This is a genomic window from Streptomyces sp. NPDC020996 (assembly GCF_040641355.1).
Lineage (GTDB): Bacteria > Actinomycetota > Actinomycetes > Streptomycetales > Streptomycetaceae > Streptomyces.
Map to the genome: position 1 here is coordinate 139,260 of NZ_JBFADM010000007.1, position 26,141 is coordinate 165,400.

The window sequence follows — 26,141 nt, forward strand, 5'->3', positions numbered from 1 at the left end:
CACTCGTCTCACCCGTCGTCATCCGTCAGCGCCCGGTGTGGACGTACGGCGCCCACATGCGCGGCGACCCGGCATGCCGCGCCCGCAGTTCCCGTACGATCCCGTGCACGGCCCGCGCGGTGTCGGTGACGTCGAGCCCGCCGCCGTACGCCCGCAGGGCGCGGTACAGACGTCCCGTCAGCCGCACCGACGCCAGATCCGGCGCCTCCCACAACGCCCCGACCACCTGCGGATACCCGGCCGTCTGGAACGCCGACGTCAGATGGACGGCCTCGTCGGGGAGGCGGTCGGTGCGCGTGGTGTGGCAGGCCAGCAGGACGGCGAGCTGGGCGTGCGGCAGATGCCTGCGGGCCACGTCCAGCACCCCGAGCCCTCCGTCGGCGAGCTCCAGATGGCTCCTGGAGGGGTCCTCGGCGTCGCTGAGACCATGACACGCGAAGTGCACGGTGGCCGCCGAGGACAGCTCGGCGAGCACCCGTGCGACCGTCGCGTCGGCGCCCTGCACGGTCCGTAACCCGCCCACGGCGGCTGCCATCGCCTCGACCTCGGCGACGGACGCGCCGTCCCGGCCGCCGGCACCGGTGGGCCGGCGCACCGCCAGGTAGGGCCCGGCGTCCCGGCCCGCCGCCGGGGCCTGCCGGGCGTGCCGCAACGCCCTGATGCTGGGCGTGTACGAGGAGGCGACCCGGTCCAGCACCGAGCGACCGTCGCCGAGCGCGGTTCCCCGATGATGCCCGGCGGCGTGCAGCGGCAGATGGGCCAGCGGCCCGGACGCCGACCACCACAGCCTCGGGACCGCACCGCGCGGGGTGCCCTCGGCGATCGGCCGGGTCAGGCCCGCCGTCTCCAGCACCGGTTCGGCGATGGCGTCCCAGAGCCATTCGAGGGTGTCGAACACGGTCTCGGCGGCTTCCTCGCGCCGGGCGCGTGACTCTCCGGCACCCACGGAGACCGCGGTGAGGAAACGCCGCGCGGTGTGCGCGAGCCGCCCCTCGGTGGCGTCGAGCGGCACGAGCTCGATGCCCTGGGGCGTGACGACGAGGGCGTCGGAGCGCAGCCGGTCGATGTTGACCAGTACGATCGGCCCCTCCTTCGCCTCGGCCCGCATCTGCTCGGCGCTCGGCGGCAGCAGGAAGTGCTCGAACCCGTCGAGCCCCCGGATCCGGGTCAGCAGCCGCTGCCACTCCTCGGCCACCGCGTGCTGCTCCCGGATCCGCGCGGCTTCGCCGTCCCCGCCGGCCGTGGGAGAAGCAGACGCCCGGCTGCCCGGCCCCCCGTCCGGCGCGCCCGCCGTCTCCGTCTCCCGCAGCCGGCGGGCGAGGGCGGTGAACTCGCTCGCCGCCTCCGGATGGACCGCGGCCAGGTCGGAGACGTCGCTGCGGGCCTGGAGGTCCTGCCCCATCAGCACCGCCCGCCCCTGCTCCAGCAGCGCCGCCGCCTGCTCCGTGCGGCCCGCGCGGAGCGCCACCGCGCACGCGGTGCGGGCCAGACTCGTCCCGGCGAGCCCGTCCGGGAGATCGGCGGCGCGGCGGGTGCCGGCCGGGCCCGGATAGCGGCGGCCGAGCAGCGCGGTGCGCAGCACGGCCCGGCGGTCGTCGCGGTGCAGTGCCTGGGACACCATCAGCGGCAGCGCCTCCAGCGCGGCCTCGGCGGCATCCGTCGCCAGCGCCCAGTCATGGCGCTCCACCGCCTCGCCGAGCGCGACCCGCGCGTTCTCGAACCGGGCCCGGGGCGGCAGCGCCCGGTCGGCGGCCGGGTCCCAGGAGACGGGCCCGTCGTCGCCGTAGCGGTACCAGGTGACCTCGTCGTGGGCGCGGCGGGCCAGTTCGGCGACGGTGGCCAGGGCGGGGCGGAGCTGTTCGCGCAGTGCGGCCAGCTCGGGCGAGTACTCCGGCCGGTCCGGCAGGGCTTCGAGGCGCCGCGCCGCCAGCTCGGCGAGTCGTACCGCCTCCTGGGTGCCGGCCGCGTCCCGGCGGTGCCAGGAGACGGCGGCCAGTGCCTGTGCGTAAGGGATGACACAGCCGAGCCAGCTCGCCGACATCTCCGGCACCCGGCCGACCGCCCAGGCCAGCGCCTCGCAGGCGCGGGCGAGCGTCGCCTCGTCCTGGTGCAGTGTCCCGTGGTTGTACCGGTGCGCCTCCACCGCGCACAGCAGCTCGACGTACCGCGAACTGGTGGCCGGCAGCAGGGCCAGCTGCCGGTCCCCGCACCGCACGGCCCGTTCCAGGTCCTCCGGGTCCTCGCTGAAGGTGTACCGCGCGGCCAGTAACTGCACCAGGACGGTGGCGACGAAGCCCCGCCGCCCGTCGGGCAGCGGCCCGGCCAGCACGGCGTCCAACTGGTCCACGGCCAGGGCGAGCCGGCGCGGATCGCTGACCCCAGTGCCCAGCAGGGCGGCCTGCACGGCCGCGGCGTCCGGGGGCAGCCCGTCGAGGTCCGCCGCGGAGGGCGGCTCCGCGGGCCCGGCGTCCGCGGGCGGCCCGGGCGGCCATACGGCGTCGGCGGCCCCGGCGCGGCGGGGCCCGGTGTCCGCCGTGGCCGGCCGGGGGGCGCCGGTGAGGGGGGCGAAGTCCTCCGGGCCGGGACCGGGGGAGCGCACGCCGGGGCGGCCCGGCGGGACGTACATCCGGACGGGCGGCAGCTGCACCCCGGTCAGCAGCGGTCCCAGCATCGGACCCGCGAGCTTGAGCAGCCGGCCGCCGTTGACCGGCAGCCACCTGAGCATCCGCGCCAACTCGGCGCACGCGGCGCGTTTGTCGGCGATGTGCGGCAGCAGGGGGTGGGCGGGCGGCAGGTCCCGCTGGAGCGCGGCCCACAGTTCGTCCGAGCGCCGGAGGTCGTCCCGTGACCCGGTGAGGAGGGCCCGCGAGACGAGCAGCGCCGGCATGTTCCCGGCGTAGAGCCCGCTGTCGTCGGGTGGCGCGCAGGCCCGGAACGCCTCCAGCTGGGCGATGGCCTCGTCGACCAGCTCCTCGTCCAGATCGAGCGGCAGACCGGCGGTGAGGGCGAGGGAGAACATCAGATGGGCCGAGGCGGCCTCGCCGTCGACCGGGCGGGTGCCGTGGCGCCGGGAGTGCTCGACCGCCCGCAGTGCCGACCGGCCGGCACTCAGCGCCAGCCGCACGCCCCGTGTGTCGCTCGGCCGGTCGCGGAAGCGGGCCAGCGCCGCCTGGACGGCGGTACAGCTGACCAGACCCGCCTCCGGATGGTCGGCGGTGATGCCGGTGAACGCCGCGTCGGCCCACCGTCCGGCGTCCTCCAGCGCCGACATGTCGCCCGACTCCAGGCGGAACAGCGCCGACTGCGCCAGCCGGACCAGCAGACAGGGCCGGACCAGGTCGTCCGCCGGAAGCCCTTCGGCCAGTCGTACGGCGTGCGGATGCGACGGCCGGGGCGGCTCGAAGTGGCGGGGCGGGGGCTCCTCCGGGTAGGTCGCCGCGACCGCCACCGGGTCGTCCGCCGGCCGGCCCCCGGTCTGGGCGGCGAGATGGTGGTGGACGTCGTCCGACAACCGGTGGTCCTGGAACCGCAGCGCCAGTGTGCGCTCGGCCAGCCACAGGTGCAGCACCCAACGGGGCCGCCGCGGATCCCGCCTCTCCCCGACGTCGAGCGCGTACTCCAGGACGGCCACCGCGGCCACCGCGCAGTCCCGGCCACCCTCGCTCCAGGAAGCGCGCAGCAGCCCGGCCGCCGACGGCAGCCAGCTCTCCGGGTCCTCACCGGCGCCGGCGACCAGCCGTTCGACGGCCGGCGTCCACGCCGCCTCACAGCGCACCAGCATCCGGTCCACGGCCGTTCGTATCTCTGACACACCGCCAGTCTTCCCGCCCGCGACCCGCTCCGGTCGTCATCCGGAAATCTCCGACAAACGGCCCCCGGGCCGCCGGGGACGCCCTGGACGTGCTCCGGGGGTCCCGTCCGGCTCGCGGCACCGGGCGCGGCAGGACACGCATGTCCTTGCCGCGGCCGGCCCGCCCTACAGCAGGCCGGCCGCGGCGAGGTGTTCGCCGACCCGTTCCACCTCCCGCGGCGACAGCGGCACCTGGGGCTCCGCCGTCGCCGGGCAGTCGATGATCCCGCGCAGGTGCAGCGCCGCCTTGAACGCGCCCAGCGCCGCCGAACCGGCGCCCATCCGGGCGGGATCCCCGGCCCGCACGATGCCGAACAGGGCGCACAGCCGCTCCTGTTCGAGCCGGGCCCGCTCCCGGTCGCCGGAGCGGCACAGGCGGTCGAGGCGGACGTAGCCGTGCGGGTCGACGTTGGCGAGGCCGGGCACGGCTCCGTCGGCGCCGAGCGCGAGCGCCGAGTCCACGATCAGCTCCGAGCCGGTGAGCACGCTGAAGCCGGTGATCCCGGGATCGCTGCGGGCGCCGGTGACGACCTCGCGGAAGGCGGCCAGGTCGCCGCTGGAGTCCTTCAGGGCGGCGAGCGTGCCGTCGGCGGCCAGCTCCAGGACCAGTTCGGCGGGCAGCTTGGTGTGGACGGAGACCGGGATGTCGTAGGCGACGACCGGGACCGGGGACGCGGCGGCGACCAGGCGGTAGTGGCGGGCGATCTCGGCCGGGTGGGTGCGCGCGTAGAAGGGCGCGGTCACGACCACCGCGTCCGCGCCCGCCGCCGTCACCGCCGCGACGTGGTCCAGCACCCTCGGCGTCGTCATGTCGATCGCGCCGGCCAGCACCGGCAGCTGTCCGCCCACGTGCGCCACCACCGACGTCACCACCAGGGCGCGCTGCCGGTCGGTCAGGTACGCCGCCTCCGACGACGAGCCCAGCACGAACAGCGCGTGCACGCCGCCTCCCACCAGGTGGTCGACCAGCCTGAGCAGCGAGGGAACGTCCACCTCGCGCTCCGGTGTCAGGGGCGTGCACACGGGCGGGACGACTCCGGTGAGCGGGGCGGGGAAGGTCATACGGGCTCCTTGCTCGCTGTGACGCACGGGGGCCGCGCGTCGGCTGGTCCTGCGTTCCAGCATGACGGCAGCGCGCGGAACCGTACGCTGGCCCGGTGACGGAGACCTGGCAGCCCGCGGACCCCGGTGTGCTCCGGCTGCCGTCGGGGCGGCTGGTGCGGGGGCGGGGACTGCGGCGCCCCCTGGCGCCGGGGACGCCCACGCCCTCGTACGCCCTCCACCTGCTCGGCCGGCCGCCCGCGCCCGTCCACTGGGAGTCCCGCTGGGTCCGCTGGCCCGACTTCCGGCTGCCCGCCGACCGGGCGGACGCCCGCGCCGCGCTCACCGAGGCCTGGGAGCGGGCCGCCGGCGAGCGCGTCGAGATCGCCTGCGGCGGCGGCCGCGGCCGCACCGGGACCGCGCTGGCCTGCCTGGCGGTCCTGGACGGCGTACCGGCCGCGGAGGCGGTGGACTTCGTCCGCCGCCACTACGACCGCCGCGCGGTGGAGACACCGTGGCAGAAGCGGTACGTCCGGCGGTTCCGGGCAGGCCCGCCCTAGACGAGAGCCTCGGCCAGCACGGTCGCCGTCTCGGCGATCAGCGCGTGGTCCCACGCCGCGTCCCGGTCCGGTTTCGTCACCTGGATCGCCAGCACCACGGGTGTGCCGTCCGGGGTCCACGCGATGCCCGCGTCGTTGTCGGCGCCGTAGGAGCCCGCGCCGGTCTTGTCGGCGACCGTCCAGGAGGCCGGCAGTCCCGCGCGCAGGCGGTTTCCGCTGGTCGTGTTGTTCAGCAGCCAGTGGGTGAGCAGGGCCCGGTCGGGAGCGTCCAGCGCGTCGCCGAGGACCAGCCGGGCGTACGTACGGCCGATCGCGCGCGGGCTGGTGGTGTCCGTGCGGCGCCAGGGCTCCGCCGAGTTCAGCTCGGTCTCCCAGCGGTCCAGCCGGGTCACCGGGTCGCCGAGGGAGCGGGCGAAGCGGGTGACCGCGGTGGGGCCGCCCAGCTCGCGCAGGAGCAGGTTGCCCGCGGTGTTGTCGCTGAACCGGATCGCGGCGTCGGCGAGTTCGGCGACCGTCAGGCCCTCGGCCAGGTGCGCGCGGGTCACGTCGGAGCCGTCCACCGGGTCGGCCTCCGTGTAGTGGATCCGGCGGGCGAGGACCTCGCCGTGGCGGTCCAGGTCGCGCAGGACGGCCGCCGCGGCCAGGGTCTTGAACAGGGAGCAGACGGGGAACAGCTCGTCGGCGCGGTGGCCGACGGTGCGTCCCGTGCGGACGTTGCGCCCGAACACCCCCAGCCGGGCGCCGTGTCGCCGCTCCAGCTCGCGCAGACGGTCATCAGCGGCGCCGGGGGCGGTGGCCGGGGCGGCGGCGTGGGCGGGCGCGCTCGTGAGCAGGGCGGCCGCGGTGGCGGTTCCGGCCGCGAGCAGGGCACGTCGGGTCATCGGGGAGCGGTGCGAGCCTGAGATCGTCGTTCTCCTTCGCTCGGTGCGGGTCTGCCGTCTCCCCTTGACCGACGCCCGGACGCCGTACGCCGGTTGCTCCGCTGCCGGGCCGGACGCGCGCACCGCGTCCGGCCCGGCGCGGGCGTCACAGCAGCTTCTTGCCCCGCAGCCGCGCCTTGACCGCCTCGCGTCCGGTGCCGAGCACCAGGCGGCGGACGACCGGGTCCGCGTCCGTGGCCGCCCAGCGGACCATGCGCAGCAGCGTCTTGGGGCGGGGGTTGAGGAAGCGGATGTCCCGTTCGGCGAAGCCGAAGTGCTTGGGCACGAAGTCGGCGGCCTGGAGCCGTTCGTAGAGGAAGTCGGCCGCGTCCGGCGCGCTCACCACGCCCGCCTCGACCGCCTCGCACTGTCTGACCATCGCGTCGTACAGGCCGGCGAAGCCCTCGTGGTCGGGCCAGTACAGGCCCGGGTGCGGCACGTCCTCCAGGTCCGTGAAGTGGCTGTCCCGGCCGTCCTTGCGGTACGCGGTCAGGGCGGTCTGCATGCGGTAGACGCCCGCGTTGGCGCCCCACGCCCAGATCCGGAAGACGGCGCTCCACAGGTCGTAGTCGCACCAGGAGATGAAGGCCGAGTTGACGAGGGAGTCGTTGTAGTCGAACAGGCCCTGCTGCAGTCGGTCGACCGGGGCGAAGCGCTCGCCGGAGAAGTCGTCGTCCTTCACCGCCTTCAGCAGGCGCCACGCCAGCAGGTTCAGCGCCTCGGTGGTGTTGGACAGGCCCCGGGAGAACAGCGGGTCGATGAAGCCGGCCGCGTGCGAGAGCAGGAACCAGCGGTCACCGGCCGTCTGCCTGGAGGAGTACTGCAGGCGGCCCGTGGACGTCCACTCGCGGACCGGCTTCATGCCCTCGAACTGGCGGACGATGTCCGGGTACGGCGAGGCCAGCCGCCGGAAGTCCTCCTCCGGCGTCACGCCCTCCGGCTTCGGATAGCGGCGCGGGTCGACCGTCATGCCGACGCTGCACAGCGGGTTCTTCGACCACTTGTTGTTGTCGAAGCCGATCACCCACGCCCAGCCCCGCTCGAACATGTGGTGGACGGTGCCCTCGTACCAGGGCACGGGCGGCTGCTGGCTCGCGGGAACGTGCTCGAAGAGGCGGTCGGTGGGCGTCAGGTCGACCACGTGGTTCCACACCGAACGGGAGTGGTGCTTGAACCGGCAGGGATCCTCCCGCAGGCCGAACTTGTCGGCGACCGGCGAGCGGAACCCGCTCGCGTCGACCAGGTAGCGGGCCCGGTACGAGCCGTCCCGGCCCGCCAGCGTGACTCCCGAGCCGTCGAAGTCGATGTCGGTGACGAAGAAGTTCTGCCGGATCCTGCACCCGTACTTCACCGCGACCTGGAAGAGGTAGGAGTCGGTGTCCTGCCGGAACAGGTGCGCCGCCTCGTGCAGCAGCTGCGGCGGGGTGTTGAACTCGTTGACCTCGCGCGGGTTCTGCGGCGCCCCCTCATGGTGCAGCAGGAACCCGAAGTGCCGCTTGACGCCGAAGCGGGGCCCGATGGCGCGCGTGGTGTCCGTGAACGACGCCAGGTGCGCGATCTCCGGGACGTCGTAGCGCTCGGCGAGCGTGCGCATCGACACCAGTGTGAACGGGATGGTCGACTCGCCGATCGCGAACCGCGGATGCGAACCGGCGTCCAGCAGAAGCGTTTTCGCGCCGTTGCGGGCCAGGATCGCGCCCAGGATCGAGCCGGCGACCCCCGACCCGAGGATCGCGACGTCGAACGTCTCCTTCTCCAGCTCTAACGTGCTGCCCTGCGACTCCATTTGCTGTCTCCTTGTCGTCGTTGTCGACGGCCGGCGAACCGCTCCCGGACGAGTCCGCCCATGGCCGACTTCAAGAGGGCGGCGGTCTCCTCGGGTGCCTCGGTACGCACCCAGCGGGCGGCCCGCAGCAGGCGTGCCGGGGTGTTGTGGAAGAAGCGGTCGGTGGGATCGGCGAGCCCCAGCGAGGGCGGCACGTAGTCGGCCGCGCGGAGGGCGGCGAAGAGGTCCTCCGCCGCGTCCCGCGGGGTGCGTGCGCCCCGCTCGACCTCCTCGCACAGCGTGCGGGCGAGCGGGCCGAGCGAGTCGAAGTGGTCGGCGCCCGGGGAGGGCGCACCCGGGCGCCGGCCCGGCTCCAGGGCACGGAAGACCGTGTCGTCCCCCGTCCTGCCGTACGCGGCGCAGGCGTCCTCCACCGCGAGCGCGCCGAGCACGGTGCCGAGCGTCCACACCCGGACGACGGCGTTGAACAGGCCGTGGTCGCGGAACGCGGTGAAGGACGCGTACGCGAGGTCGTCCTGCGCGGCGAGCCGCCGCCGCTGGAGGTCCGCCACGTGCCGGAAGCGCGCGGTGGACCAGTCGCCGTCGCGCGCGGCGTCGATCAGCGGCCGGGCGAGGCTGTTCACGACCTCCAGGCTGTACGCCGGACCCCGCGCGTACAGCGGGTCGACGAATCCGGCGGCGTGCGCGGCGAGGCAGTAGCGGTCGCCGACCGGATCCCGGCGGGAGTACTGCGACCGCCGGCCGGTGGACGTCCAGGGGCCCGCCGCGACGGCCTGCTCGAACTGCGCGCCGATGTCCGGGAACCGGCGCAGGACCGTACGCAGTTCCTCCTCGGCCGGTCGGCCCTCGATGAACGGGTGCCTGCGCGCGTCGAGGGTGAGCGCGACGGCGCACGGCGCCCCCGGCGACGCCCGCCGCTGGTTGCCGAACGGCACGACGCGCAGCCAGCCGCCGTCGAAGACGTGGTGCAGGGTGCCCTCGTGCCAGGGGCTGGGCTGGCCGTGCAGCCGTCCGGCCGGGGTCTCGTCGTACGGCAGCACGCCGGTCATGCGGGTGGACAGGGTGCGCGCCCGGTGCCGCGGCGCCGGCGGGTCCTCCCGCAGCCCCAGCTCTCGGGCGAGCGGCGATCCGCGGCCGTCGGCGTCGACCACGTACCGCATCTCGCAGGTGGTGCCGTCGGCGGTGCGCAGCCACGCTCCCGCCTCCGGGTCGATCCGCACCTTCTCGACGCGGGCTCCGGGCCCGGTGCGCACGTCGGCGCCGTGGTGCCGTGCCACGTCGAGCAGATAGCCGTCGGTGTCCTCGCGCCACAGGTGCGGCGGATCGGCGACGACCTTGGGGTTGACGACCTGGTACACCTCGCCGGGGTGCTGGCGCAGGCCCTCGCGGTGCAGGACGAAACCGATGTTCCGCATGACCCCGCAGCGGGGCGAGACGTCCCGCTCGACGCCCTTCAGCGTGGCGAGCGCCTCCAGCTCGGGCACGTCGTAGCGGCGGGCCACGACCCGCAGCAGCGCGGAGGCGTACGGCACGATTGTCTCGCCGACCGCGATGTCCGGCCCGGCGTCCGGTGCGGCATCCGGCGCGAGGAGCACCGTCCGCACGCCGGCCCGGGCCAGCACGGCCGCGAGCAGAGGGCCGGTGAAGCCCCCGCCGATCACGCCGACGTCGTACACCGCACCGTTCGCGCCACTGGTCGCCATCGCGGGCCTCACTGCCGGTCGGACACCAAATGCACTGTGCGTTGAATTCTACATACGTTGAGTTAGGTGGGAAAGGGAGGAGCGCGGACCGGCGCACAGCCGGCGTAGGCGAGAATGGACGCATGAGTCTGTTCCGCGACGACGGCATCGTGCTGCGCACCCAGAAGCTGGGTGAGGCGGACCGCATCATCACGCTGCTGACGCGCGGACACGGGCGGGTGCGGGCCGTCGCCCGCGGAGTACGGCGCACGAAGTCGAAGTTCGGCGCCCGGCTGGAACCCTTCTCCCACGTCGACGTGCAGTTCTTCGCGCGCGGGAGCGAGCTGGTCGGCCGCGGGCTGCCGCTGTGCACGCAGAGCGAGACCATCGCCCCCTACGGCGGCGGCATCGTCACGGACTACGCCCGCTACACCGCAGGCACCGCCATGCTGGAGACCGCCGAACGCTTCACCGACCACGAGGGCGAGCCGGCCGTGCAGCAGTACCTGCTGCTGGTCGGCGCGCTGCGCACCCTCGCCCGGGCCGAGCACGCCCCGCACCTGGTGCTCGACGCGTTCCTCCTGCGCTCCCTGGCCGTCAACGGCTACGCCCCCAGCTTCAGCGACTGCGCGAAGTGCGGGATGCCCGGTCCGAACCGGTTCTTCTCGGTGGCCTCCGGCGGCTCGGTCTGCGCCGACTGCCGGGTTCCGGGCAGCGTCGTGCCCTCGCCGCGGACCCTGGAACTGCTCGGCGCGCTGCTTACGGGAGACTGGGAGACCGCGGACGCGTGCGAGCCGCGCCACGTCCGGGAGGGGAGCGGGCTGGTGTCCGCCTACCTGCACTGGCACCTGGAGCGCGGGCTGCGCTCGCTCAGGTACGTAGAGAAAAGCTAGCGGGAAAAGCCAGAGGGAGACGAGAGCACATGGTCGTACGCGGGATCCTGGGACGCCAGCGCCGCGAGTACAGGACGCCGGAACCGCACCCGTCCGGCGCCCGCCCGCCGAAGCTCCCGGGCGAGCTGGTCCCGAACCATGTGGCGATCGTCATGGACGGGAACGGCCGCTGGGCCAAGGAACGCGGACTGCCGCGCACCGAGGGCCACAAGGTCGGCGCCGAGCAGGTCCTCGACGTGCTCCAGGGCGCGATCGAGATCGGCGTCCGCAACATCTCCCTGTACGCCTTCTCCACGGAGAACTGGAAGCGCTCGCCCGAAGAGGTCCGCTTCCTGATGAATTTCAACCGCGACTTCATCCGCAAGTCCCGCGACCAGCTCGACGCACTCGGCGTCCGGGTGCGCTGGGCGGGCCGGATGCCCCGGCTGTGGAAGTCGGTCGCCAAGGAACTCCAGGTCGCCCAGGAGCAGACCAAGGACAACGACCTGCTCACCCTGTACTTCTGCATGAACTACGGCGGCCGTGCCGAGATCACCGACGCGGTGCAGGCGATCGCCGAGGAGGTCAGGGCCGGCCGGCTCGACCCGTCGAAGATCACCGAGAAGATCATCCAGAAGCACTTGTACTACGCCGACATGCCGGACGTGGACATGTTCCTGCGGCCCAGCGGCGAGCAGCGCACCTCCAACTACCTGATCTGGCAGAGCGCTTACGCCGAGATGGTCTTCCAGGACGTCCTGTGGCCCGACTTCGACCGCCGTGACCTGTGGCGGGCGTGCGTTGAATTCGCCTCCCGCGACCGGCGGTTCGGCGGGGCCATCCCCAACGAGGAACTGCTGGCCATGGAGGGCCGCACGGAGGAGGAACCGTCGGGCAGCTGACGGCCGGCCGCCGTTTCGTGAGGGCCGCCGTTTCATGCGGGCCGTCGGGGATGCGGGCCGTCGGGGATGCGGAAGATCCGTCCCCGGCCCCCCGTAAGTGCTTCGACCGGAGCTGACCGGCACCGCTACGCTCCGCCCCATGGTCATGGACATGGGGCGGGACGCCGGTCAGGGCGTGGTCGAGCTGGCCTACCAGCCGGTCGCGGGGGATTTCCTGGGGGCGCTGCGGGAACGCGAGCGGTTGCGGCGGCGGGTGTGGGTGCGGCGCTGGGCCGTCGGTCTCGTGGCCGCCGCTTTCGTGCTGAACGCCTCACTCTCGGTGGCGGGGAGCGAGAAACCCGACTGGTTCCTGCTCACCTGTATGCCCCTGGCCGCGGCCCTGCTGCACTGCATGCCCCGGGTCCAGGCCCGCGCCTTCCTCAAGCTCGCCGCCCGCAACGGCACGTATCGCGCGACCGTGGCGGACGCCGGGCTGACGATGGCCACCGACAACAGCACGACGTCGGTCAACTGGGCGGCGCAGCCCCGCTACCGGGAGACCGAAGACGCCTTCATCACCTACAGCGACGACAAGAACGCCTCCTGCTTCACCGTGCTGCCCAAGCGCGGCCTCCCGGACCCCGCCGACGCCGACCGGCTGCGCGCGATCCTCGACCGGCACCTGACGCGCGGGTAGCTCAGCGGCCCTCAGCGGCCCCGGCGCAGTCCGCGCACGTGCCGAAGATCTCGACGGTGTGGGCGACGTTGACGTACCCGTGCTCGGCGGCGATGGCCTCGGCCCACTTCTCCACCGCCGGGCCCTCCACCTCCACCGCCTTGCCGCAGGCCCGGCAGACGAGGTGATGGTGGTGCTCGCCGGTGGAGCAGCGGCGGTAGACGGACTCGCCGTCGGAGGTGCGCAGGACGTCGACCTCGCCCGCGTCGGCGAGGGACTGCAGCGTGCGGTACACCGTGGTGAGGCCGACCGAGTCACCCTTGTGCTTGAGCATGTCGTGCAGTTCCTGCGCGCTGCGGAACTCGTCGACCTCGTCGAGGGCTGCCGCCACCGCGGCGCGCTGCCGGGTGGCGCGGCCCTTCACGGGCGGTCCAGCGGTCGTCACCGGTTGCCTCCTTCACACTGCCTGCCGGCCATTGTGCCAGCCCGGCCCGGGCCGCGGTCAGACGCCGGCCTCGTCGGCGGCCGCCCGGGTGGCCGGAATCGCGCACTCGGCGGGGTCCCCGGCGGGCTGCGCGGCGGCCGCCGCGCGGGCGCGTCGGCGGGCCAGCGGGGCGGCCAGCGCGGTCAGCGCGACGAACGCCGCGATGGTCAGCAGCACGATCGTCGCGCCGGGCGGCACGTCCTGGTAGTACGAGGTGACGGTGCCGCCGATCGTCACGGTCACGCCGATGGCGACGGCGATCGCGAACGTCGCCGCGAAGCTGCGGCTGAGCTGCTGGGCCGCCGCCACCGGGACCACCATCAGGGCCGACACCAGCAGCAGGCCCACCACGCGCATCGCGACGGTCACCGTCACCGCCGCGGTGACCGCGGTGAGCAGGTTCAGGGCGCGCACCGGCAGGCCCGTGACCCGCGCGAACTCCTCGTCCTGGCTGACCGCGAACAACTGGCGGCGCAGCCCGACGGTGACCAGCACCACGAACCCGGCCAGCAGGCAGATCGCCGTGACGTCCGACTCCGACACCGTGGACAGGGAACCGAAGAGGTACGAGGTGAGGTTGGCGTTGGACCCGGTCGGGGCGAGGTTGATGAACATCACGCCGCCGGCCATGCCGCCGTAGAAGAGCATCGCCAGGGCGATGTCGCCGCGGGTGCGGCCGTACCAGCGGATCAGCTCCATCAGCACCGCGCCCAGCACGGAGACCAGCGTCGCCATCCACACCGGCGAGGCGTTCAGCAGGAAGCCGAGGCCGACGCCGGTCATCGCCACGTGGCCGATGCCGTCGCCCATCAGGGCCTGGCGGCGCTGCACCAGGTAGATGCCGATGGCGGGGGCGGTGACGCCGACCAGGACGGCGGCGAGCAGCGCCCGCTGCATGAAGGCGTAGTTCAGGAGGTCCATCAGCTCAGCAGTCCCGTGCGGATCGGTTCGGTGCCCGCGGGCGCGTGCGGGTGGACGTGGTCGTGGCCGTGCTGGGGGTCCCCCCGCTCGAGCGAAGCCGAGAGTGGGGGAGTGCTGGCCACGGCCTTCGGGGGCGGGCCGTCGTGCAGGACGCAGCCGTCGCGCAGTACGACCGCCCGGTCGATCAGGGGCTCCAGGGGGCCCAGCTCGTGCAGCACCAGCAGGACCGTGACCCCGGCGGCGATCTGCTCCCGCAGCGTGCGGGCCAGCACCTCCTGGCTGGCCAGGTCGACGCCCGCCATCGGCTCGTCCATGATCAGCAGCTCGGGTTCGGCGGTGAGCGCGCGGGCGATCAGCACGCGCTGGTGCTGGCCGCCGGACAGGGCGTTCACCGAATCCTTCGCCCGGTCCGCCATGCCGACCAGTTCCAGCGCCCGGCGCACGGCCGCGTGGTCGGCCCTCCGCAGCATGCCGAAGCGGGCCCGGGACAGCCGGCCCGAGGTGACCACCTCGGTCACCGTCGACGGCACCCCGCCCGCGGCCGTGGTGCGCTGCGGGACGTACCCGACGCGGGCCCAGTCGCGGAACCGGCGCCGCGGGACGCCGAACAGTTCGACCTCGCCCGCGCTGACCGGGACCTGCCCGATGACGCTGCGCACCGCGGTCGACTTGCCGGAGCCGTTCGCGCCGAGCAGCGCGACGACCTCGCCGCGGCCCACCGTGAGGTCGATGCCGCGCAGGACGGGGCGCGCGCCCAGCTCGGCGCGTACCCCGCGCAGGGATATGACGGGCTCCCGTGTGCTGTCCATGACGCCCTCCATGCGGATCACTTGCTTCCCAGGGCCGTCTGCAGCGCCTTGAGGTTGGCCTTCATGACCGAGATGTAGTCCTGGCCCCGGGACTTGGACGTGATGCCCTCGATGGGATCGAGGACGTCGGTCTTCAGGCCCGCGTCCTCGGCGACGGTCTTCGCGGTCTTGTCGCTGACGAGCGTCTCGTAGAAGACGGTGGTGACGCCGTCGGCCTTGGCCGTCTTCTCGAGTTCCCTCACCCTCCCCGCGCTCGGCTCGGACTCGGGGTCGAGGCCGTTGATGGCCTCCTCGGTCAGGCCGTAGCGCTCGGCGAGGTAGCCGAAGGCGGCGTGGGTGGTGATGAAGACCTTCGACCGCGTGCCGGCCAGGCCGTCCTTGAACGCGGTGTCGAGCGCCTCCAGCTTCCCGACCAGGACGGCGGTGTTCCTGCGGTAGTCGGCGGCGTGGTCCGGGTCGGCCTTCTCGAAGGCCTTGCCGACGCCCTCGGCGACCTCGGCGTAGCGCACCGGGTCGAGCCAGATGTGCGGGTCCTTGCCGGCCGCCTCCCCGCCGTGCGCGGCCGCGTGGCCGCCGACCTCGTTGCCGTGCTCCTCGAGCGTGGTCAGCGAGGCGGCGTCGATCTTGGTCTTGACCTCTGACTGGGCCACCGCGTCGTCGACGGAGGGCTGGAGGTTCTTGAGGTAGAGCACCGCGTCGGACTCCTGGAGCTGCGCGGTCTGCCGGGCGCTGATCTCCAGGTCGTGCGGCTCCTGGCCGGGCTGGGTCAGGGTGGTGACGTTGACGTGGCCGCCGCCGATCCGCTCCGCGAGGAAGGCCATCGGGTAGAACGACGCGACGACGTCGAACTTGTCCGTGTTGCCCGCGGCCGCGCTGCCGGAGCAGGCGGAGAGGGAGGCGAGGGCCAGGGCCGTGACCACGGTCGTCGCCACCGCGGGTATGAGGGGTCGTCGGGCGTTCATGACAGTCATTTTCAACGAAGATGGAAACCGTTGTCAACAACGGGTTCGATCGGCCGGGGGATCGGTCGAGGGGGACGGCCCAATTTGGTTGAGGGGGACACCCCGCCGGTACCCTGAAGCATTCGCTGGAAGCATCTCGCTTCGTCGCCCGTCGTCGTAATGAAGAGAGCACCGTGGCCGCCGACAAGATCGACACCATCGTCAGCCTGAGCAAGCGCCGTGGCTTCGTATTCCCCTGTAGTGAGATCTACGGCGGCCAGCGTGCCGCCTGGGACTACGGACCGCTGGGTGTCGAGCTCAAGGAGAACCTCAAGCGCCAGTGGTGGCGCTACATGGTGACGTCGCGCGAGGACGTGGTCGGCATCGACTCGTCCGTCATCCTGGCCTCCGAGGTCTGGGTGGCCTCCGGTCACGTCGCCACCTTCACCGACCCGCTCACCGAGTGCACCTCCTGCCACAAGCGGTTCCGCGCGGACCACTTGGAGGAGGCCTACGAGGCCAAGCACGGCCGCCTGCCGGGGAACGGCCTGGCGGACGTCAACTGCCCCAACTGCGGCAACAAGGGCCAGTTCACCGAGCCCAAGCAGTTCTCGGGCCTGCTCTCCACCCACCTCGGTCCCACGCAGGACTCCGGCTCCATCGCCTACCTGCGCCCCGAGACCGCCCAGGGCATCTTCACCAACTTCGCCCAGGTGCAGACCACTTCGCGCCGCAAGCCGCCGTTCGGCATCGCCCAGATGGGCAAGTCGTTCCGCAACGAGATCACGCCGGGCAACTTCATCTTCCGCACCCGCGAGTTCGAGCAGATGGAGATGGAGTTCTTCGTCAAGCCGGGCGAGGACGAGAAGTGGCAGGAGTACTGGATGGAGCAGCGCTGGAACTGGTACACCGGCCTGGGCCTGCGTGAAGAGAACATGCGCTGGTACGAGCACCCCAAGGAGAAGCTCTCCCACTACTCCAAGCGCACCGCCGACATCGAGTACCGCTTCCAGTTCGGCGGCAGCGAGTGGGGCGAGCTGGAGGGCGTCGCCAACCGCACCGACTACGACCTCGGCGCGCACTCCAAGGCCTCCGGCCAGGACCTGTCCTACTTCGACCAGGAGGCCGGCGAGCGCTGGACGCCGTACGTCATCGAGCCCGCGGCCGGTGTCGGCCGCGCGATGCTGGCGTTCCTGCTCGACGCCTACGTCGAGGACGAGGCGCCCAACGCCAAGGGCAAGCTGGAGAAGCGCACCGTCCTGCGCCTCGACCACCGCCTCGCCCCGGTCAAGGTCGCGGTCCTGCCGCTGTCCCGCAACCCGGAGCTGTCGCCCAAGGCCAAGGGCCTGGCCCAGGCGCTGCGGCAGAACTGGAACATCGAGTTCGACGACGCGGGCGCCATCGGCCGCCGCTACCGCCGCCAGGACGAGATCGGCACCCCGTACTGCGTGACGGTCGACTTCGACACCCTCGAGGACAACGCCGTGACGGTGCGCGAGCGCGACTCGATGAAGCAGGAGCGCGTGTCGCTGGACCAGATCGAGGGCTACCTGGCGGGCCGCCTGGTCGGCTGCTAGCCCCCCTGCTCCCGCGGTACCTACGAGGCCGGCCCCGACGGAATCCCCCGTCGGGGCCGGCCTCGTGCTGTGCGGTGGGGCGGTGGGGCGGTGCTGTGCGGTGGGGTGTGCCGCCCGTCGGCGCCCACGACGGGCTCACCCGATCGTGCGCGGCAGCCGCAGGCTCAGCAGCCCGGTCAGGGCCACCCCGGCCAGCTGTACCAGCAGCGTCGTCACCAGGGCGTCCCGCATGCCCAGGTGCGGGACGAGGGACAGGAACAGGGTGCCGAGGGTGGCTACCCCCAGGGCCAGCGCCGACTGCTGGGTGGTGACCATGACGCCGCCGCCGACGCCCGCCCGGGCGGGCGGCACCTCGGACAGCACGATGCGGAAGAGGATGGGCAGTTGGAGCGCCTGTCCGGCGCCGGCGACCGCCGCGCCGGGGAGCAGCCCGGCGAAGCCGAGGTCCGGCCAGGAGCGCCACGCGGCCAGCGCCAGCAGGGCCACGCCCGCCGCCTGGACGAGCGCGCCGACGGTCACGACCCGGGTGCCGTACCGGGTGACCAGGCGCGGACCGGCGAGCGAGACGAGGAAGAACGCGACGGCCATGGGGGCGAGCGCCAGCCCGGCGGCCACCGGGCCCAGGCCGGCGCCCCGCTGCAACGCCACCGCGATCACGAACATGAAGCCGCTGAAGCCGACCGAGAACGGCAGGATCATCACCAGCCCGCGCCGCAGCGAGGTCAGCGCGAGCAGGCCGGGCGGCACCAGCGGCGTACGGCCGTGCCGGTCCGCCCGGCGCTCCACCGCGAAGAACGCCGCCGTCAGGAACGGGAACGCGGCCAGCGACAGCCACGTCCACAGCGGCCAGCCCGCCGACCTGCCCTCGGTGAGCGGGGCCAGCAGGGCGAGCAGGGAGGCGGTGAGCAGGACGGTGCCGGGGCCGTCCACCGGCTCCGGGTGCGGTGAGCGGGTCTCGGGGACCGAGCGGGCGGCCAGGACCAGGCCCACGACGACGACCGGGACGTTCACCAGGAACACCGAGCGCCAGCCGGTGCCGGCGACGTCGGCGGCCACCAGGACCCCGCCGAGGATCTGCCCGGCCACCATCGACAGGCCGGCTGTGGCGCCGTACAGGCCCATGGCCCGCGCCCGCCGGGGCCCGGCGGTGGCCGCCTGGATGGTGGCGAGCACCTGCGGCAGCATCGCGGCGGCCGACGCGCCCTGCGCGACCCGGGCCGCGACGAGGCTCCACGCGCCCGGCGCGAGCCCGCACAGCAGCGAGGTCAGGCCGAACGCCGCCATCCCGCCCAGGAAGAAGCGGCGCCGCCCGAACAGGTCGCCGAGCCTGCCGCCGAGGACGAGGAGCACGGCGTACGCGAGCCCGTATCCGGCGACGACGAGTTCCAGGACGGACTCGCTCGCGTCGAGGTCCCGGCCGATGGTCGGGAGGGCGACGTTGACGATGAAGAAGTCGACGAGGGGGAGTGCCGCGGCCAGCAGCACGGTGAAGAGTCCGAGGCCGCCGAGCGCGGGTGGCGCGGACGGCGGGCGGACGGTGCGTGAGGTGATGGTGTCGGTCACGTACGAGACTCTGCGACCGCGCCCAGCCTGGTACCAGAGTCTCCTTGTCCTGGTAGAAGGAGTACCTGGCAACAGGTTCCGGCGCACGGCAGGCTTGGTGCATGACGACCACGGCCCAGGAAACCGCGCCCCGGGGAACCACGGCTCAGGGAACCACCGTTCAGGGAACCACCGCTCAGGGAACCACGGTCCGGGAGACCGCCCCGGGGACGGCGCCGGGGACGGCGTCGGCGGCGGCTCCGGGGACGGCGTCGGCGGCGGTCCGCCGGCGTGAACTCGCCGCCTTCCTGCGTCACCGCCGCGAGCACATCACCCCCGAGCAGGTCGGCCTGCCCCGCGGCCGCCGGCGCCGCACGCCGGGCCTGCGCCGCGAGGAGGTCGCCCAGCTCTCCGCGGTCGGCGTCACCTGGTACACCTGGCTCGAGCAGGCCCGCGACATCCAGGTCTCCGTCCAGGTCCTCGACGCCCTGGCCCGCACCCTGCTGCTGGACCCCAGCGAGCGGGCGCACCTCTTCCAGCTGGCCGGGCACGTGGACCCGGCGCCGGCCACCGTCTGCCCGTCCGTCACACCGGCCGTGCGGGCCGTGCTGGAGCAGCTCGAACCCCTCCCGGCCTGCGTGCAGAACAGCCGGTACGACATCCTCGCCCACAACCGCACCTACGGCCTGCTGCTGTGCGACCTGGACGCGGTGCCGCCCGAGGACCGCAACTGCATGATCCTGTCGTACACGAACACCGAGTGGCGCTCCTCGATCGTGCATCTGGAGGAGGCGCAGCGGCTGATGGCCGCCCGGTTCCGCGCCGCGATGGCGGGCCATCTCGCCGAGCCGGCCTGGAAGACGCTCCTGAAGCGCCTGTGCGCGGAGTCCGCGGAGTTCCGCGCGGCGTGGGACCGCCACGAGGTCGTCGCCCACCGCACCAAGCGCAAGGAGTTCCGCAACCGCTACGTCGGCCGCGTCACCGTCGACCACACGGACCTGTGGCTCACCCCGGAGCCGGGCCCCCGCATGGTCACCTACGCCCCGGCGGACGAGGAATCGCGGCAACGCCTGGAGCAGCTGCACGCCATCGCGCTGGAGCGGCACGCCGGCCGCGCCATGGGCCGCTGACCCACGCCCGGCCGCGCCCCGCCGACCGCCGCCGGTGGAACCGCCCGAGCGCGTCCTCGCGGAGCCCCGCGTCCTCGGCGCGGTACCGGACCAGGTGCCGGACCAGGCGTACGCCGACGTCGTGCCGGGCGGCTGTCCACCGTCTGCGCCCGCTGCGGCCGGCCCGGGAACCGCAGGCCGGCCGGCGCGCCCCGGCCGACAGTGACACCGGGCGCTCAGGGGCCGGCTCACGCGGCTGGTCGGCCAGTGAGCGGCTGGCTTACGAGGCGGGTCGGCCCGTGAGCGGCCGGCTTACGAGGCGGGTCGGCCAGTGAGCGGCCGGATCACGCGCCGACCCGGGCCGCCTCGCGCACCTCGGCCGACTCCAGCCGCTCCGCCGTGCGTTCCGCGGTCCGCCGGGCCCAGCGGCCGCTCGTCAGGGCGCCCAGGACGAGCACCGCGGCGCCGCAGGCCGTGAGGATCCACCAGCCGGGGCGGGCCGCCCGGACGAACACCTCCCGGTACGGCGACGAGCCCACCCCGGAGGCCAGTACCGCGCCGACCACCGCGACGCCCAGCGTCTGGCCGAGCTGCCGGCTCGTGGAGGCCACCGCGGCGGCGACGCCCGCCTGGGCACGCGGCATGCCCGAGACGGCCGTGTTGGTGATCGGCGCGTTCACCAGGCCGAAGCCGATGCCGAACAGGACGTACCCGAGGAACAGGGTGACGTCCGACGTCTCCGCCTCGAACGCCGCGAACAGCACCCCGCTCGCGGTGATCGTGACCCCGGCGGCCAGCAGGGACGGGCGCGGGCCGCGGCTGCCGACCAGTCGTCCGGACAGGGGCGCGCACAGGAAGCAGGGGATCGCCATCGGCAGCATCCACAGACCCGCGTGCAGGGCGTCGTAGCCGCGCACGTTCTGCAGGTACAGCGTCGACAGGAAGAGGAAACCGCCCAGCGCGGCGAACGCGCTGACCGCGATCACCGTCGCCCCGCTGAACGGCGCCGAGCGGAAGAACCGCAGGTCGATGAGCGGCTCGGCGCGACGGGGCTCGTACAGCAGCAGGCCCAGCAGCGCGGCGAGCGCCACCGCGGCGAACGGCAGGACGGAGGCCGCTCCGGACGCCGGCGCCTCGATGATCGCGTACGTCAGCGAACCGAACAGGGCGATGACGAGCACCTGGCCGACCGGGTCGGGGCGGCGGGCCCTGGGGGCGCGGGACTCCGGGACGAAGCGCAGGGTCAGCAGCAGGGCCGCCAGGCCCACCGGCAGGTTGACCCAGAAGATGGAGCGCCAGCCGACCGAGTCCACCAGCAGCCCGCCGGCCAGCGGACCCGCGGCCATCGACAGGCCGACCACCCCGCCCCACACGCCTATCGCGCGGGCGCGCTCACGCGGGTCCGTGAAGGTGTTGGTGATGATCGACATGGCGACCGGGTTGAGCATCGAGCCGCCCACCGCCTGGAGCATCCGGAAGGCGACCAGCGCCTGGAGGTTCGGGGCGAGGGAACACAGCAGCGAGCCGAGCGTGAAGACCGCCAGGCCGGACATGAAGACGCGCTTGCGGCCGATCCGGTCGGCCGTGGAGCCCGCCAGCATCAGCAGCGCGGCCAGCACCAGCGTGTACGCGTCGACGGCCCACTGCAGGCCCGCCGTGCTCGCGTCCAGCTCGCGCTGCATCGAGGGCAGGGCGACGTTCAGGGCGGTGACGTCGAGGCTCACGATCAGCAGGCTCATGCAACAGATCGCGAGGACCAGGAAGCGTCGGCGATGGCTGAGCTCGGGCATGCGGTCATCGTACGACGATGTCGATAGTGCGTCTAACTAATGGTCTGTGCATGGTCGTTTCCCGGCCAGTCACGGGCAGCGCCCGCCGTACGGGACAATGGGGGAATGCCCACGCCCACCACGCCCCTGCAGATCGGCCCGCACAGCGTCCAGCCGCCCGTCGTCCTCGCCCCCATGACCGGGATCACCAACGCGCCCTTCCGCACCCTGTGCCGGGAGTTCAGCGGCGGCAAGGGCCTGTTCGTGAGCGAGATGATCACGACCCGGGCGCTGGTCGAGCGCAACGAGAAGACCATGCAGCTGGTCCGCTTCGACGCGAGCGAGACACCCCGCTCGATCCAGCTGTACGGCGTCGACCCGGCGACCGTCGGCAAGGCCGTCCGCATGATCGCGGAAGAGGACCTCGCCGACCACATCGACCTCAACTTCGGCTGCCCGGTGCCGAAGGTGACCAGGAAGGGCGGCGGCTCGGCCCTCCCGTACAAGCGCAACCTGCTGCGCGCGATCCTGCGCGAGGCGGTGTCGGGCGCCGGGGACCTCCCGGTGACGATGAAGATGCGCAAGGGCATCGACGACGACCACCTCACCTACCTCGACGCCGGCCGGATCGCCGTCGAGGAGGGCGTCACCGCCATCGCCCTGCACGGCCGCACCGCCGCCCAGCACTACGGCGGCACCGCCGACTGGGACGCCATCGCCCGCCTGAAGGAGCACGTCCCGGAGATCCCGGTGCTCGGCAACGGCGACATCTGGTCGGCCGGTGACGCCGTGCGGATGGTGCGGGAGACCGGCTGCGACGGAGTCGTCGTCGGACGCGGCTGCCTGGGCCGCCCGTGGCTGTTCTCCGACCTGGTGGCGTCCTTCGAGGGCCGCGACGACGACATCGCCCGGCCCGCCCTCCGCGAGGTCGCCGACGTCATGGTCCGGCACGCGGCCCTCCTCGGCGAATGGCTCGGCGACGCCTCCCGGGGCGTGATCGACTTCCGCAAGCACGTGGCCTGGTACCTGAAGGGCTTCGCGGTCGGCAGCGAGATGCGCAAGCGCCTTGCCGTCACCTCCTCCCTGGAGGAGCTCCGCGCCGGCCTCGACGAACTGGACCTCGACCAGCCCTGGCCGGCCGGTGCCGACGGCCCCCGCGGCCGCACCTCCGGCAACAACCGGGTGGTCCTGCCGGACGGCTGGCTGAAGGACCCGTACGACTGCGCGGGCGTCGGCGAGGACGCCGAACTGGACACGTCGGGCGGCTGACCGTCCCCTCGACAGCTTCCGGGCGCGGGCCGACACTGATCCGCGTGGGGGACAGCGCGGTGTGGGTCGCGGCGTTCACCGGCGGTACGGCGGTGCTCGCGAGCTGGGTGGCCACCATGGGGAGCGTGCGGGCGGCCAGAGTGCAGGCGGAGGAGACGGCGCGGGCGCAACACCGGTTACGGGTGCGGGAGTTGCGGCGGGCGGCGTATCTGGAGCTGATGGAGCGCTCGCACGCCATGGGCGAGCTGTACCGGCAGGTCGTCGACGCGTACTTCCAACTCGCCGGTTCCGAGCGATTCCTGACGCGCTGCCAGGAGATACGCGGGGCGGTGCGTGAGGCGTACGACCCGCTCCTGCGGGGTGTCCGCGTCGTGCGCCTGGAGGGTCCCGCGCAGGTGGCGGAGGCGGCGCAGGCGGTGCTTGCGGCGGCGACGGAGGTCAGCCGCGCCCTGTGGCACGTCTGCCGCGGGGAGCCGGAGGCGCGCGTCCGCTTCGACGCGGCCCGGGACGCCTGCCTGGTGTCCCTGGACCGGTTCGCCGAAACGGCGCGCGCCGTGATGGATGTGGCCTGAAGGGCCCCCGCCCTCCCTCGAGTTCAGCCCTTCTTCGGATGCGGGGTCGATCCGTACGCGGTCAGGAAGCGGTCGCGGAAGGCGCTCATCTTCCACACCGGGGCGTCGTGGGCCGGGCGCAGGCCGTCCGTCCAGCCCCAGGAGCCGATCTTGTCGAGCACCTTCGGGTCCTTGGCGACGATCGAGACCGGCACGTCACGGCTGGCGTGGTCGCCGCTGACGCGGGCGATCGGCTGGTGGTCGCCGAGGAAGACCAGGACGGTGTCGTCGTCGCCGTAGCGCTCCAGCCACTGGGTGAGCGCGGTCACCGAGTACTGGATGGACTTGCCGTACTCCGCGCGGGACTTGGCCGGGCTGGTGATGATGTCCGACGGCTTCTTGCCGGCCTTCTGGATCGCGTCGAAGACCGACCCGTCACCGAGTTCGTCCCAGCCGACCATCTTCGGGACCGGCGCCCAGGGCTGGTGGCTGGAGGTGAGGATGATCTCCGACATCAGCGGCTTGTCGCGCTTCCTGCCGTGCTCCAGGCGCTGGAAGGCCTCCAGGGCGTACTGGTCGGGCATCGTCGACCAGCTGAACTTCGGCCCCCGGTAGCCGAGCTGGAAGGCGTTGCGCACCTTGTCCAGGCCGTAGAACTTCGCCTCCGGCCAGCCCTTCTGCACGCCCGGCATGATGCCGACCGTGTCCCAGGCGCCCGTCTTCTTGAACGCCTTGGTGAGGCTGAGGTGGTCGCTGGCCATGACCGTGCGATACCGCTGCTGGTTGTCGATCCACAGGCCCGACAGGGTCGTCGAGTGCCCCAGCCAGCTGCTGCCGCCGTACGTCGCCGACGTCAGCCAGCCGCTCCTGGCGTGGAAGCCGGCCTTCGCCAGGGCCGCGGTGCGCGCGTCGAGCGTCCGGTCGACGCCGGGCGCCATGATCGGGTCCTCGATCGCGCTACGGCCGTAGCTCTCGATGAACGTGAAGATCATGTCCTTGCCGCGCAGGTCGGGCACCAGCTGGCTGCCCGGCGTGTTGCCGAAGGTGTCGCTCCTGGCCTCCTTGCCGAAGGCGGCCTCGTCCCGCAGGGTGTCCCGCACCCGGCGCACCTGGATCTGCAGGGCCGCGGCGGTGCGGTCGGAGGCGACCGGCACGCCCATGAGCTCCAGCCCCAGACCGGAGCACAGCACCCACACGACGGCCGCCACCAGCGTCGCCCTGGTCGCCGTCCGCCGGTTGCGGTCCAGCAGGTTGCCGAGCCGGACCGTCGCCAGGGCCATGAGACCGAGCACGAGCAGGACCAGGACGACGACGCCGACCACCGCGCCGGCCGCCACGGCGCCGCCCATCGAGTCCCGGACGTACGACCGCGCGTCGTCCAGCAGCTCCCAGTCCAGGACCGGGTTGAAGCCGCGGCCGAGATAGTCGGTGAACCCCATGTCCAGCAGGTTCAGGATCGTCATCGCGCCCAGCGCCAGCCCGGCCAGCGCCGCCACCGCCTGCCGCGGCCTGCGGCGCGGCAGCGCCAGCAGCACGGCCGCCCCGATGATCGCCTCCACCGGGATGCGGGTGAACCGGTTCGGCCGCAGCGCGGCCGACGTGTTCGGCAACAGCAGCGCCCCGAGCACCAGGGCTGCGGCCAGGGCCGTGACGGTCCAGCGGGCGGCGCGCACGGCCCCCGGGTGGCGGTCGCGCAGGGCGGCCAGACGGGCGCGCGGGGCGGCCAGACGGGCGCGCAGGGCGTTCCGCGCGGGGGCCGCCGGCTCCGGCGCGCTCGCGGTCCCGGCCCCGGGCGACGGCTCCCCGCTCACGGGGTCGGTCGTGTCCGGCAGTTGACGAAGGCGCGTGAAGACAGGCACCCGAAGGTCCTTCCGTGCGAGGCCCGTGGCGGAGGGCGGGCCGCACCGGGGAGGCTCGGGGCCCGCCGTCCTCCCGTACGGCCGGCCGCGGAGACCTGTTCACAGTCCCGGGCAAACACCCGGCAAACGGCTGGTCAACGCAGCCGCGGACGGGCCCCGCGCGGGGCGTCAGGCCGCCGCCGGCCGTGATCCGCGCACGCACGCACGCGTGCGGGCAGGCACCGCCTCCGCGCGGGCGCCCCGCCCATATCCGGCGAGCACCTCCGGCACCCGGTTCCGGTCGCCGCCGCCGTGTGGCCCGGCGCGGGGCGCCTGCACGCCACCGGTGCCTTACCCGCGCAGGCACACGCGCGGACAAGGCACCGGCTCCCCGCAGGCGCGGCGCCCGTACCCGGCGAGCACGTCGGACGGCCGGTGCTCGGGTGCCCGGTCGCCGTCACCGCGTACGGCCGGGCCCGGCGCGGAGCGTCTGCGCGCCGCCGAGCGGGGCTTGTGCTCGCGGGCGTGCGGGCGGGGCGCCGGGTCCCGTGGGTGTGGCGCCTGTACTCGGCGAGCAGGTCGGGCGGCTGGTGCCGGCTCGGCCGCACCCCCGTGCGGGGCGTCTGTGCGCTGCCGAGCGAGGCTCGTGCACGCGGGCTTGCGGGTGGGGCGCCGGTTCCCGGTGGTGCCGCGCCCTGCCCGGCGAACACGTCGGGCAGCCGGTGCCCGGTGCCCGCGCGGGGCGTCTGTGCGCCGCCGACCGGGCTCGCGCACGCCGGCGTGCGGGTGGGCACCGGCCCCGCGTGGGTGGGGTGCCTGTACCCGGGGAGCACCTCTGGCCGGGCGGTGCCGGTCGTCGTCGCCGCCCACCCGCGCGGAGCGCCTGCGCGCCGCCGACCGCTGTGAGGAGGGCGAGTGGTGCCGCCGCCGAGCGGGATTCGCGTGCGCACGCGTGCGGGTGGGGCGTCGGGTCCCGGTGGGTGCGGTGCCAGTACCCGGCGAGTACGTCGGGCGGCCGGTGCCGGCTCGGCGCGCGCCCCGTGCGGGGCGTCTGTGCGCCGTC

General features: G+C 73.7%; 20 protein-coding genes. 8 read left to right on the forward strand and 12 right to left on the reverse strand.

All coding sequences use genetic code 11. The annotated features are described in order from the left end of the window. Window positions 1–25: 25 nt before the first annotated feature. Window positions 26–3,811, reverse strand: a complete 3,786-nt coding sequence (locus AB0G63_RS08095) for a CHAT domain-containing protein (protein WP_360746074.1) — start codon at window positions 3,809–3,811, stop codon at window positions 26–28. Window positions 3,812–3,976: 165 nt separating this feature from the next. Next, on the reverse strand, window positions 3,977–4,912 hold the full coding sequence (locus tag AB0G63_RS08100; protein ID WP_360746077.1) for a dihydrodipicolinate synthase family protein: 936 nt from the start codon (window positions 4,910–4,912) through the stop codon (window positions 3,977–3,979). 95 nt (window positions 4,913–5,007) lie between these two features. Here AB0G63_RS08100 and AB0G63_RS08105 point away from each other — a divergent pair, with 95 nt between their 5' ends. Then, entirely contained in the window at window positions 5,008–5,451 is a 444-nt protein-coding gene (locus AB0G63_RS08105) for a protein phosphatase (RefSeq protein WP_360746080.1), read from the forward strand. On the opposite strand, the gene bla is transcribed toward AB0G63_RS08105, so the two are convergent. From bla to AB0G63_RS08120, 3 genes are all read right to left on the reverse strand, one after another. Further along, entirely contained in the window at window positions 5,448–6,332 is an 885-nt protein-coding gene (gene bla / locus AB0G63_RS08110; protein ID WP_360746083.1) for a class A beta-lactamase, read from the reverse strand. The two genes, AB0G63_RS08105 and bla, sit on opposite strands and share 4 nt — an antisense overlap. 145 nt (window positions 6,333–6,477) lie before the next feature. Further along, entirely contained in the window at window positions 6,478–8,157 is a 1,680-nt protein-coding gene (locus tag AB0G63_RS08115) for an FAD-dependent monooxygenase (RefSeq protein ID WP_360746085.1), read from the reverse strand. Beyond that, window positions 8,133–9,860 carry an FAD-dependent oxidoreductase gene (locus tag AB0G63_RS08120; protein ID WP_360746088.1) on the reverse strand — a complete coding sequence of 576 codons (1,728 nt, stop codon included), beginning with the start codon at window positions 9,858–9,860 and terminating at the stop codon, window positions 8,133–8,135. Before AB0G63_RS08120 ends, AB0G63_RS08115 begins: the two co-directional genes overlap by 25 nt. Before the next feature lie 122 nt (window positions 9,861–9,982). Here AB0G63_RS08120 and recO point away from each other — a divergent pair, with 122 nt between their 5' ends. The 3 genes from recO (at window position 9,983) to AB0G63_RS08135 (ending at window position 12,289) form a co-directional block, all read left to right on the forward strand. Continuing rightward, window positions 9,983–10,732, forward strand: coding sequence for a DNA repair protein RecO (gene recO / locus AB0G63_RS08125; protein ID WP_360746091.1), 750 nt, complete (start codon window positions 9,983–9,985; stop codon window positions 10,730–10,732). Window positions 10,733–10,761: 29 nt separating this feature from the next. Beyond that, window positions 10,762–11,613, forward strand: a complete 852-nt coding sequence (locus AB0G63_RS08130; protein WP_360746094.1) for an isoprenyl transferase — start codon at window positions 10,762–10,764, stop codon at window positions 11,611–11,613. A 139-nt stretch (window positions 11,614–11,752) separates the two neighbouring features. Next, the gene (locus tag AB0G63_RS08135) at window positions 11,753–12,289 is read left to right on the forward strand and encodes a YcxB family protein (RefSeq protein ID WP_360746097.1); all 537 of its coding nucleotides are present in this window, start codon (window positions 11,753–11,755) and stop codon (window positions 12,287–12,289) included. Between the two features lies 1 nt (window position 12,290). Here AB0G63_RS08135 and AB0G63_RS08140 read toward each other — a convergent pair whose 3' ends face one another. The 4 genes from AB0G63_RS08140 to AB0G63_RS08155 are packed head-to-tail and all read right to left on the reverse strand — an operon-like array spanning window position 12,291 to window position 15,444. Then, window positions 12,291–12,713, reverse strand: coding sequence for a transcriptional repressor (locus AB0G63_RS08140; RefSeq protein ID WP_360746100.1), 423 nt, complete (start codon window positions 12,711–12,713; stop codon window positions 12,291–12,293). Window positions 12,714–12,770: 57 nt separating this feature from the next. Continuing rightward, window positions 12,771–13,673: a metal ABC transporter permease gene (locus AB0G63_RS08145; protein WP_360746103.1), complete on the reverse strand. Its 903-nt coding sequence runs from the start codon at window positions 13,671–13,673 to the stop codon at window positions 12,771–12,773. Continuing rightward, window positions 13,673–14,482 (reverse strand): metal ABC transporter ATP-binding protein, encoded by an 810-nt coding sequence (locus AB0G63_RS08150; RefSeq protein WP_360746106.1) that lies wholly within the window; start codon window positions 14,480–14,482, stop codon window positions 13,673–13,675. Before AB0G63_RS08150 ends, AB0G63_RS08145 begins: the two co-directional genes overlap by 1 nt. A 17-nt stretch (window positions 14,483–14,499) precedes the next feature. Then, window positions 14,500–15,444, reverse strand: a complete 945-nt coding sequence (locus AB0G63_RS08155; protein WP_360746109.1) for a metal ABC transporter substrate-binding protein — start codon at window positions 15,442–15,444, stop codon at window positions 14,500–14,502. Between the two features lie 173 nt (window positions 15,445–15,617). Between AB0G63_RS08155 and AB0G63_RS08160 the strand changes: the two genes are divergently transcribed. Beyond that, entirely contained in the window at window positions 15,618–17,000 is a 1,383-nt protein-coding gene (locus AB0G63_RS08160; RefSeq protein WP_360746111.1) for a glycine--tRNA ligase, read from the forward strand. 135 nt (window positions 17,001–17,135) lie between these two features. Here the strand turns inward: AB0G63_RS08160 and AB0G63_RS08165 are convergent, their stop codons facing one another. Further along, complete coding sequence (locus AB0G63_RS08165; protein WP_360746114.1) at window positions 17,136–18,563, reverse strand: MFS transporter; 1,428 nt, start codon at window positions 18,561–18,563, stop codon at window positions 17,136–17,138. A 101-nt stretch (window positions 18,564–18,664) separates the two neighbouring features. Here AB0G63_RS08165 and AB0G63_RS08170 point away from each other — a divergent pair, with 101 nt between their 5' ends. Further along, the gene (locus tag AB0G63_RS08170; protein WP_360746117.1) at window positions 18,665–19,672 is read left to right on the forward strand and encodes a helix-turn-helix transcriptional regulator; all 1,008 of its coding nucleotides are present in this window, start codon (window positions 18,665–18,667) and stop codon (window positions 19,670–19,672) included. Between the two features lie 323 nt (window positions 19,673–19,995). Here AB0G63_RS08170 and AB0G63_RS08175 read toward each other — a convergent pair whose 3' ends face one another. Further along, complete coding sequence (locus AB0G63_RS08175; RefSeq protein ID WP_360746120.1) at window positions 19,996–21,441, reverse strand: MFS transporter; 1,446 nt, start codon at window positions 21,439–21,441, stop codon at window positions 19,996–19,998. Window positions 21,442–21,546: 105 nt separating this feature from the next. Between AB0G63_RS08175 and dusB the strand changes: the two genes are divergently transcribed. Together dusB and AB0G63_RS08185 are read left to right on the forward strand one after the other, a co-directional pair. Continuing rightward, window positions 21,547–22,689 carry a tRNA dihydrouridine synthase DusB gene (dusB, locus tag AB0G63_RS08180; RefSeq protein WP_360746123.1) on the forward strand — a complete coding sequence of 381 codons (1,143 nt, stop codon included), beginning with the start codon at window positions 21,547–21,549 and terminating at the stop codon, window positions 22,687–22,689. Between the two features lie 44 nt (window positions 22,690–22,733). Next, window positions 22,734–23,261 (forward strand): hypothetical protein, encoded by a 528-nt coding sequence (locus AB0G63_RS08185; RefSeq protein ID WP_360746126.1) that lies wholly within the window; start codon window positions 22,734–22,736, stop codon window positions 23,259–23,261. Window positions 23,262–23,284: 23 nt separating this feature from the next. Here AB0G63_RS08185 and AB0G63_RS08190 read toward each other — a convergent pair whose 3' ends face one another. Continuing rightward, complete coding sequence (locus AB0G63_RS08190; RefSeq protein ID WP_360746179.1) at window positions 23,285–24,946, reverse strand: CDP-alcohol phosphatidyltransferase; 1,662 nt, start codon at window positions 24,944–24,946, stop codon at window positions 23,285–23,287. Window positions 24,947–26,141 lie beyond the last annotated feature (1,195 nt).

Coding starts and splice junctions, on each gene's coding strand:
- AB0G63_RS08100 (WP_360746077.1), bottom strand. CDS start 4,912: ATGACCTTCCCCGCCCCGCTCACCGGAGTCGTCCCGCCCGTGTGCACG.
- bla (WP_360746083.1), bottom strand. CDS start 6,332: ATGACCCGACGTGCCCTGCTCGCGGCCGGAACCGCCACCGCGGCCGCC.
- AB0G63_RS08115 (WP_360746085.1), bottom strand. CDS start 8,157: ATGGAGTCGCAGGGCAGCACGTTAGAGCTGGAGAAGGAGACGTTCGAC.
- AB0G63_RS08120 (WP_360746088.1), bottom strand. CDS start 9,860: ATGGCGACCAGTGGCGCGAACGGTGCGGTGTACGACGTCGGCGTGATC.
- recO (WP_360746091.1), top strand. CDS start 9,983: ATGAGTCTGTTCCGCGACGACGGCATCGTGCTGCGCACCCAGAAGCTG.
- AB0G63_RS08130 (WP_360746094.1), top strand. CDS start 10,762: ATGGTCGTACGCGGGATCCTGGGACGCCAGCGCCGCGAGTACAGGACG.
- AB0G63_RS08135 (WP_360746097.1), top strand. CDS start 11,753: ATGGTCATGGACATGGGGCGGGACGCCGGTCAGGGCGTGGTCGAGCTG.
- AB0G63_RS08145 (WP_360746103.1), bottom strand. CDS start 13,673: ATGGACCTCCTGAACTACGCCTTCATGCAGCGGGCGCTGCTCGCCGCC.
- AB0G63_RS08150 (WP_360746106.1), bottom strand. CDS start 14,482: ATGGACAGCACACGGGAGCCCGTCATATCCCTGCGCGGGGTACGCGCC.
- AB0G63_RS08155 (WP_360746109.1), bottom strand. CDS start 15,444: ATGAACGCCCGACGACCCCTCATACCCGCGGTGGCGACGACCGTGGTC.
- AB0G63_RS08170 (WP_360746117.1), top strand. CDS start 18,665: ATGACGACCACGGCCCAGGAAACCGCGCCCCGGGGAACCACGGCTCAG.
- AB0G63_RS08175 (WP_360746120.1), bottom strand. CDS start 21,441: ATGCCCGAGCTCAGCCATCGCCGACGCTTCCTGGTCCTCGCGATCTGT.
- dusB (WP_360746123.1), top strand. CDS start 21,547: ATGCCCACGCCCACCACGCCCCTGCAGATCGGCCCGCACAGCGTCCAG.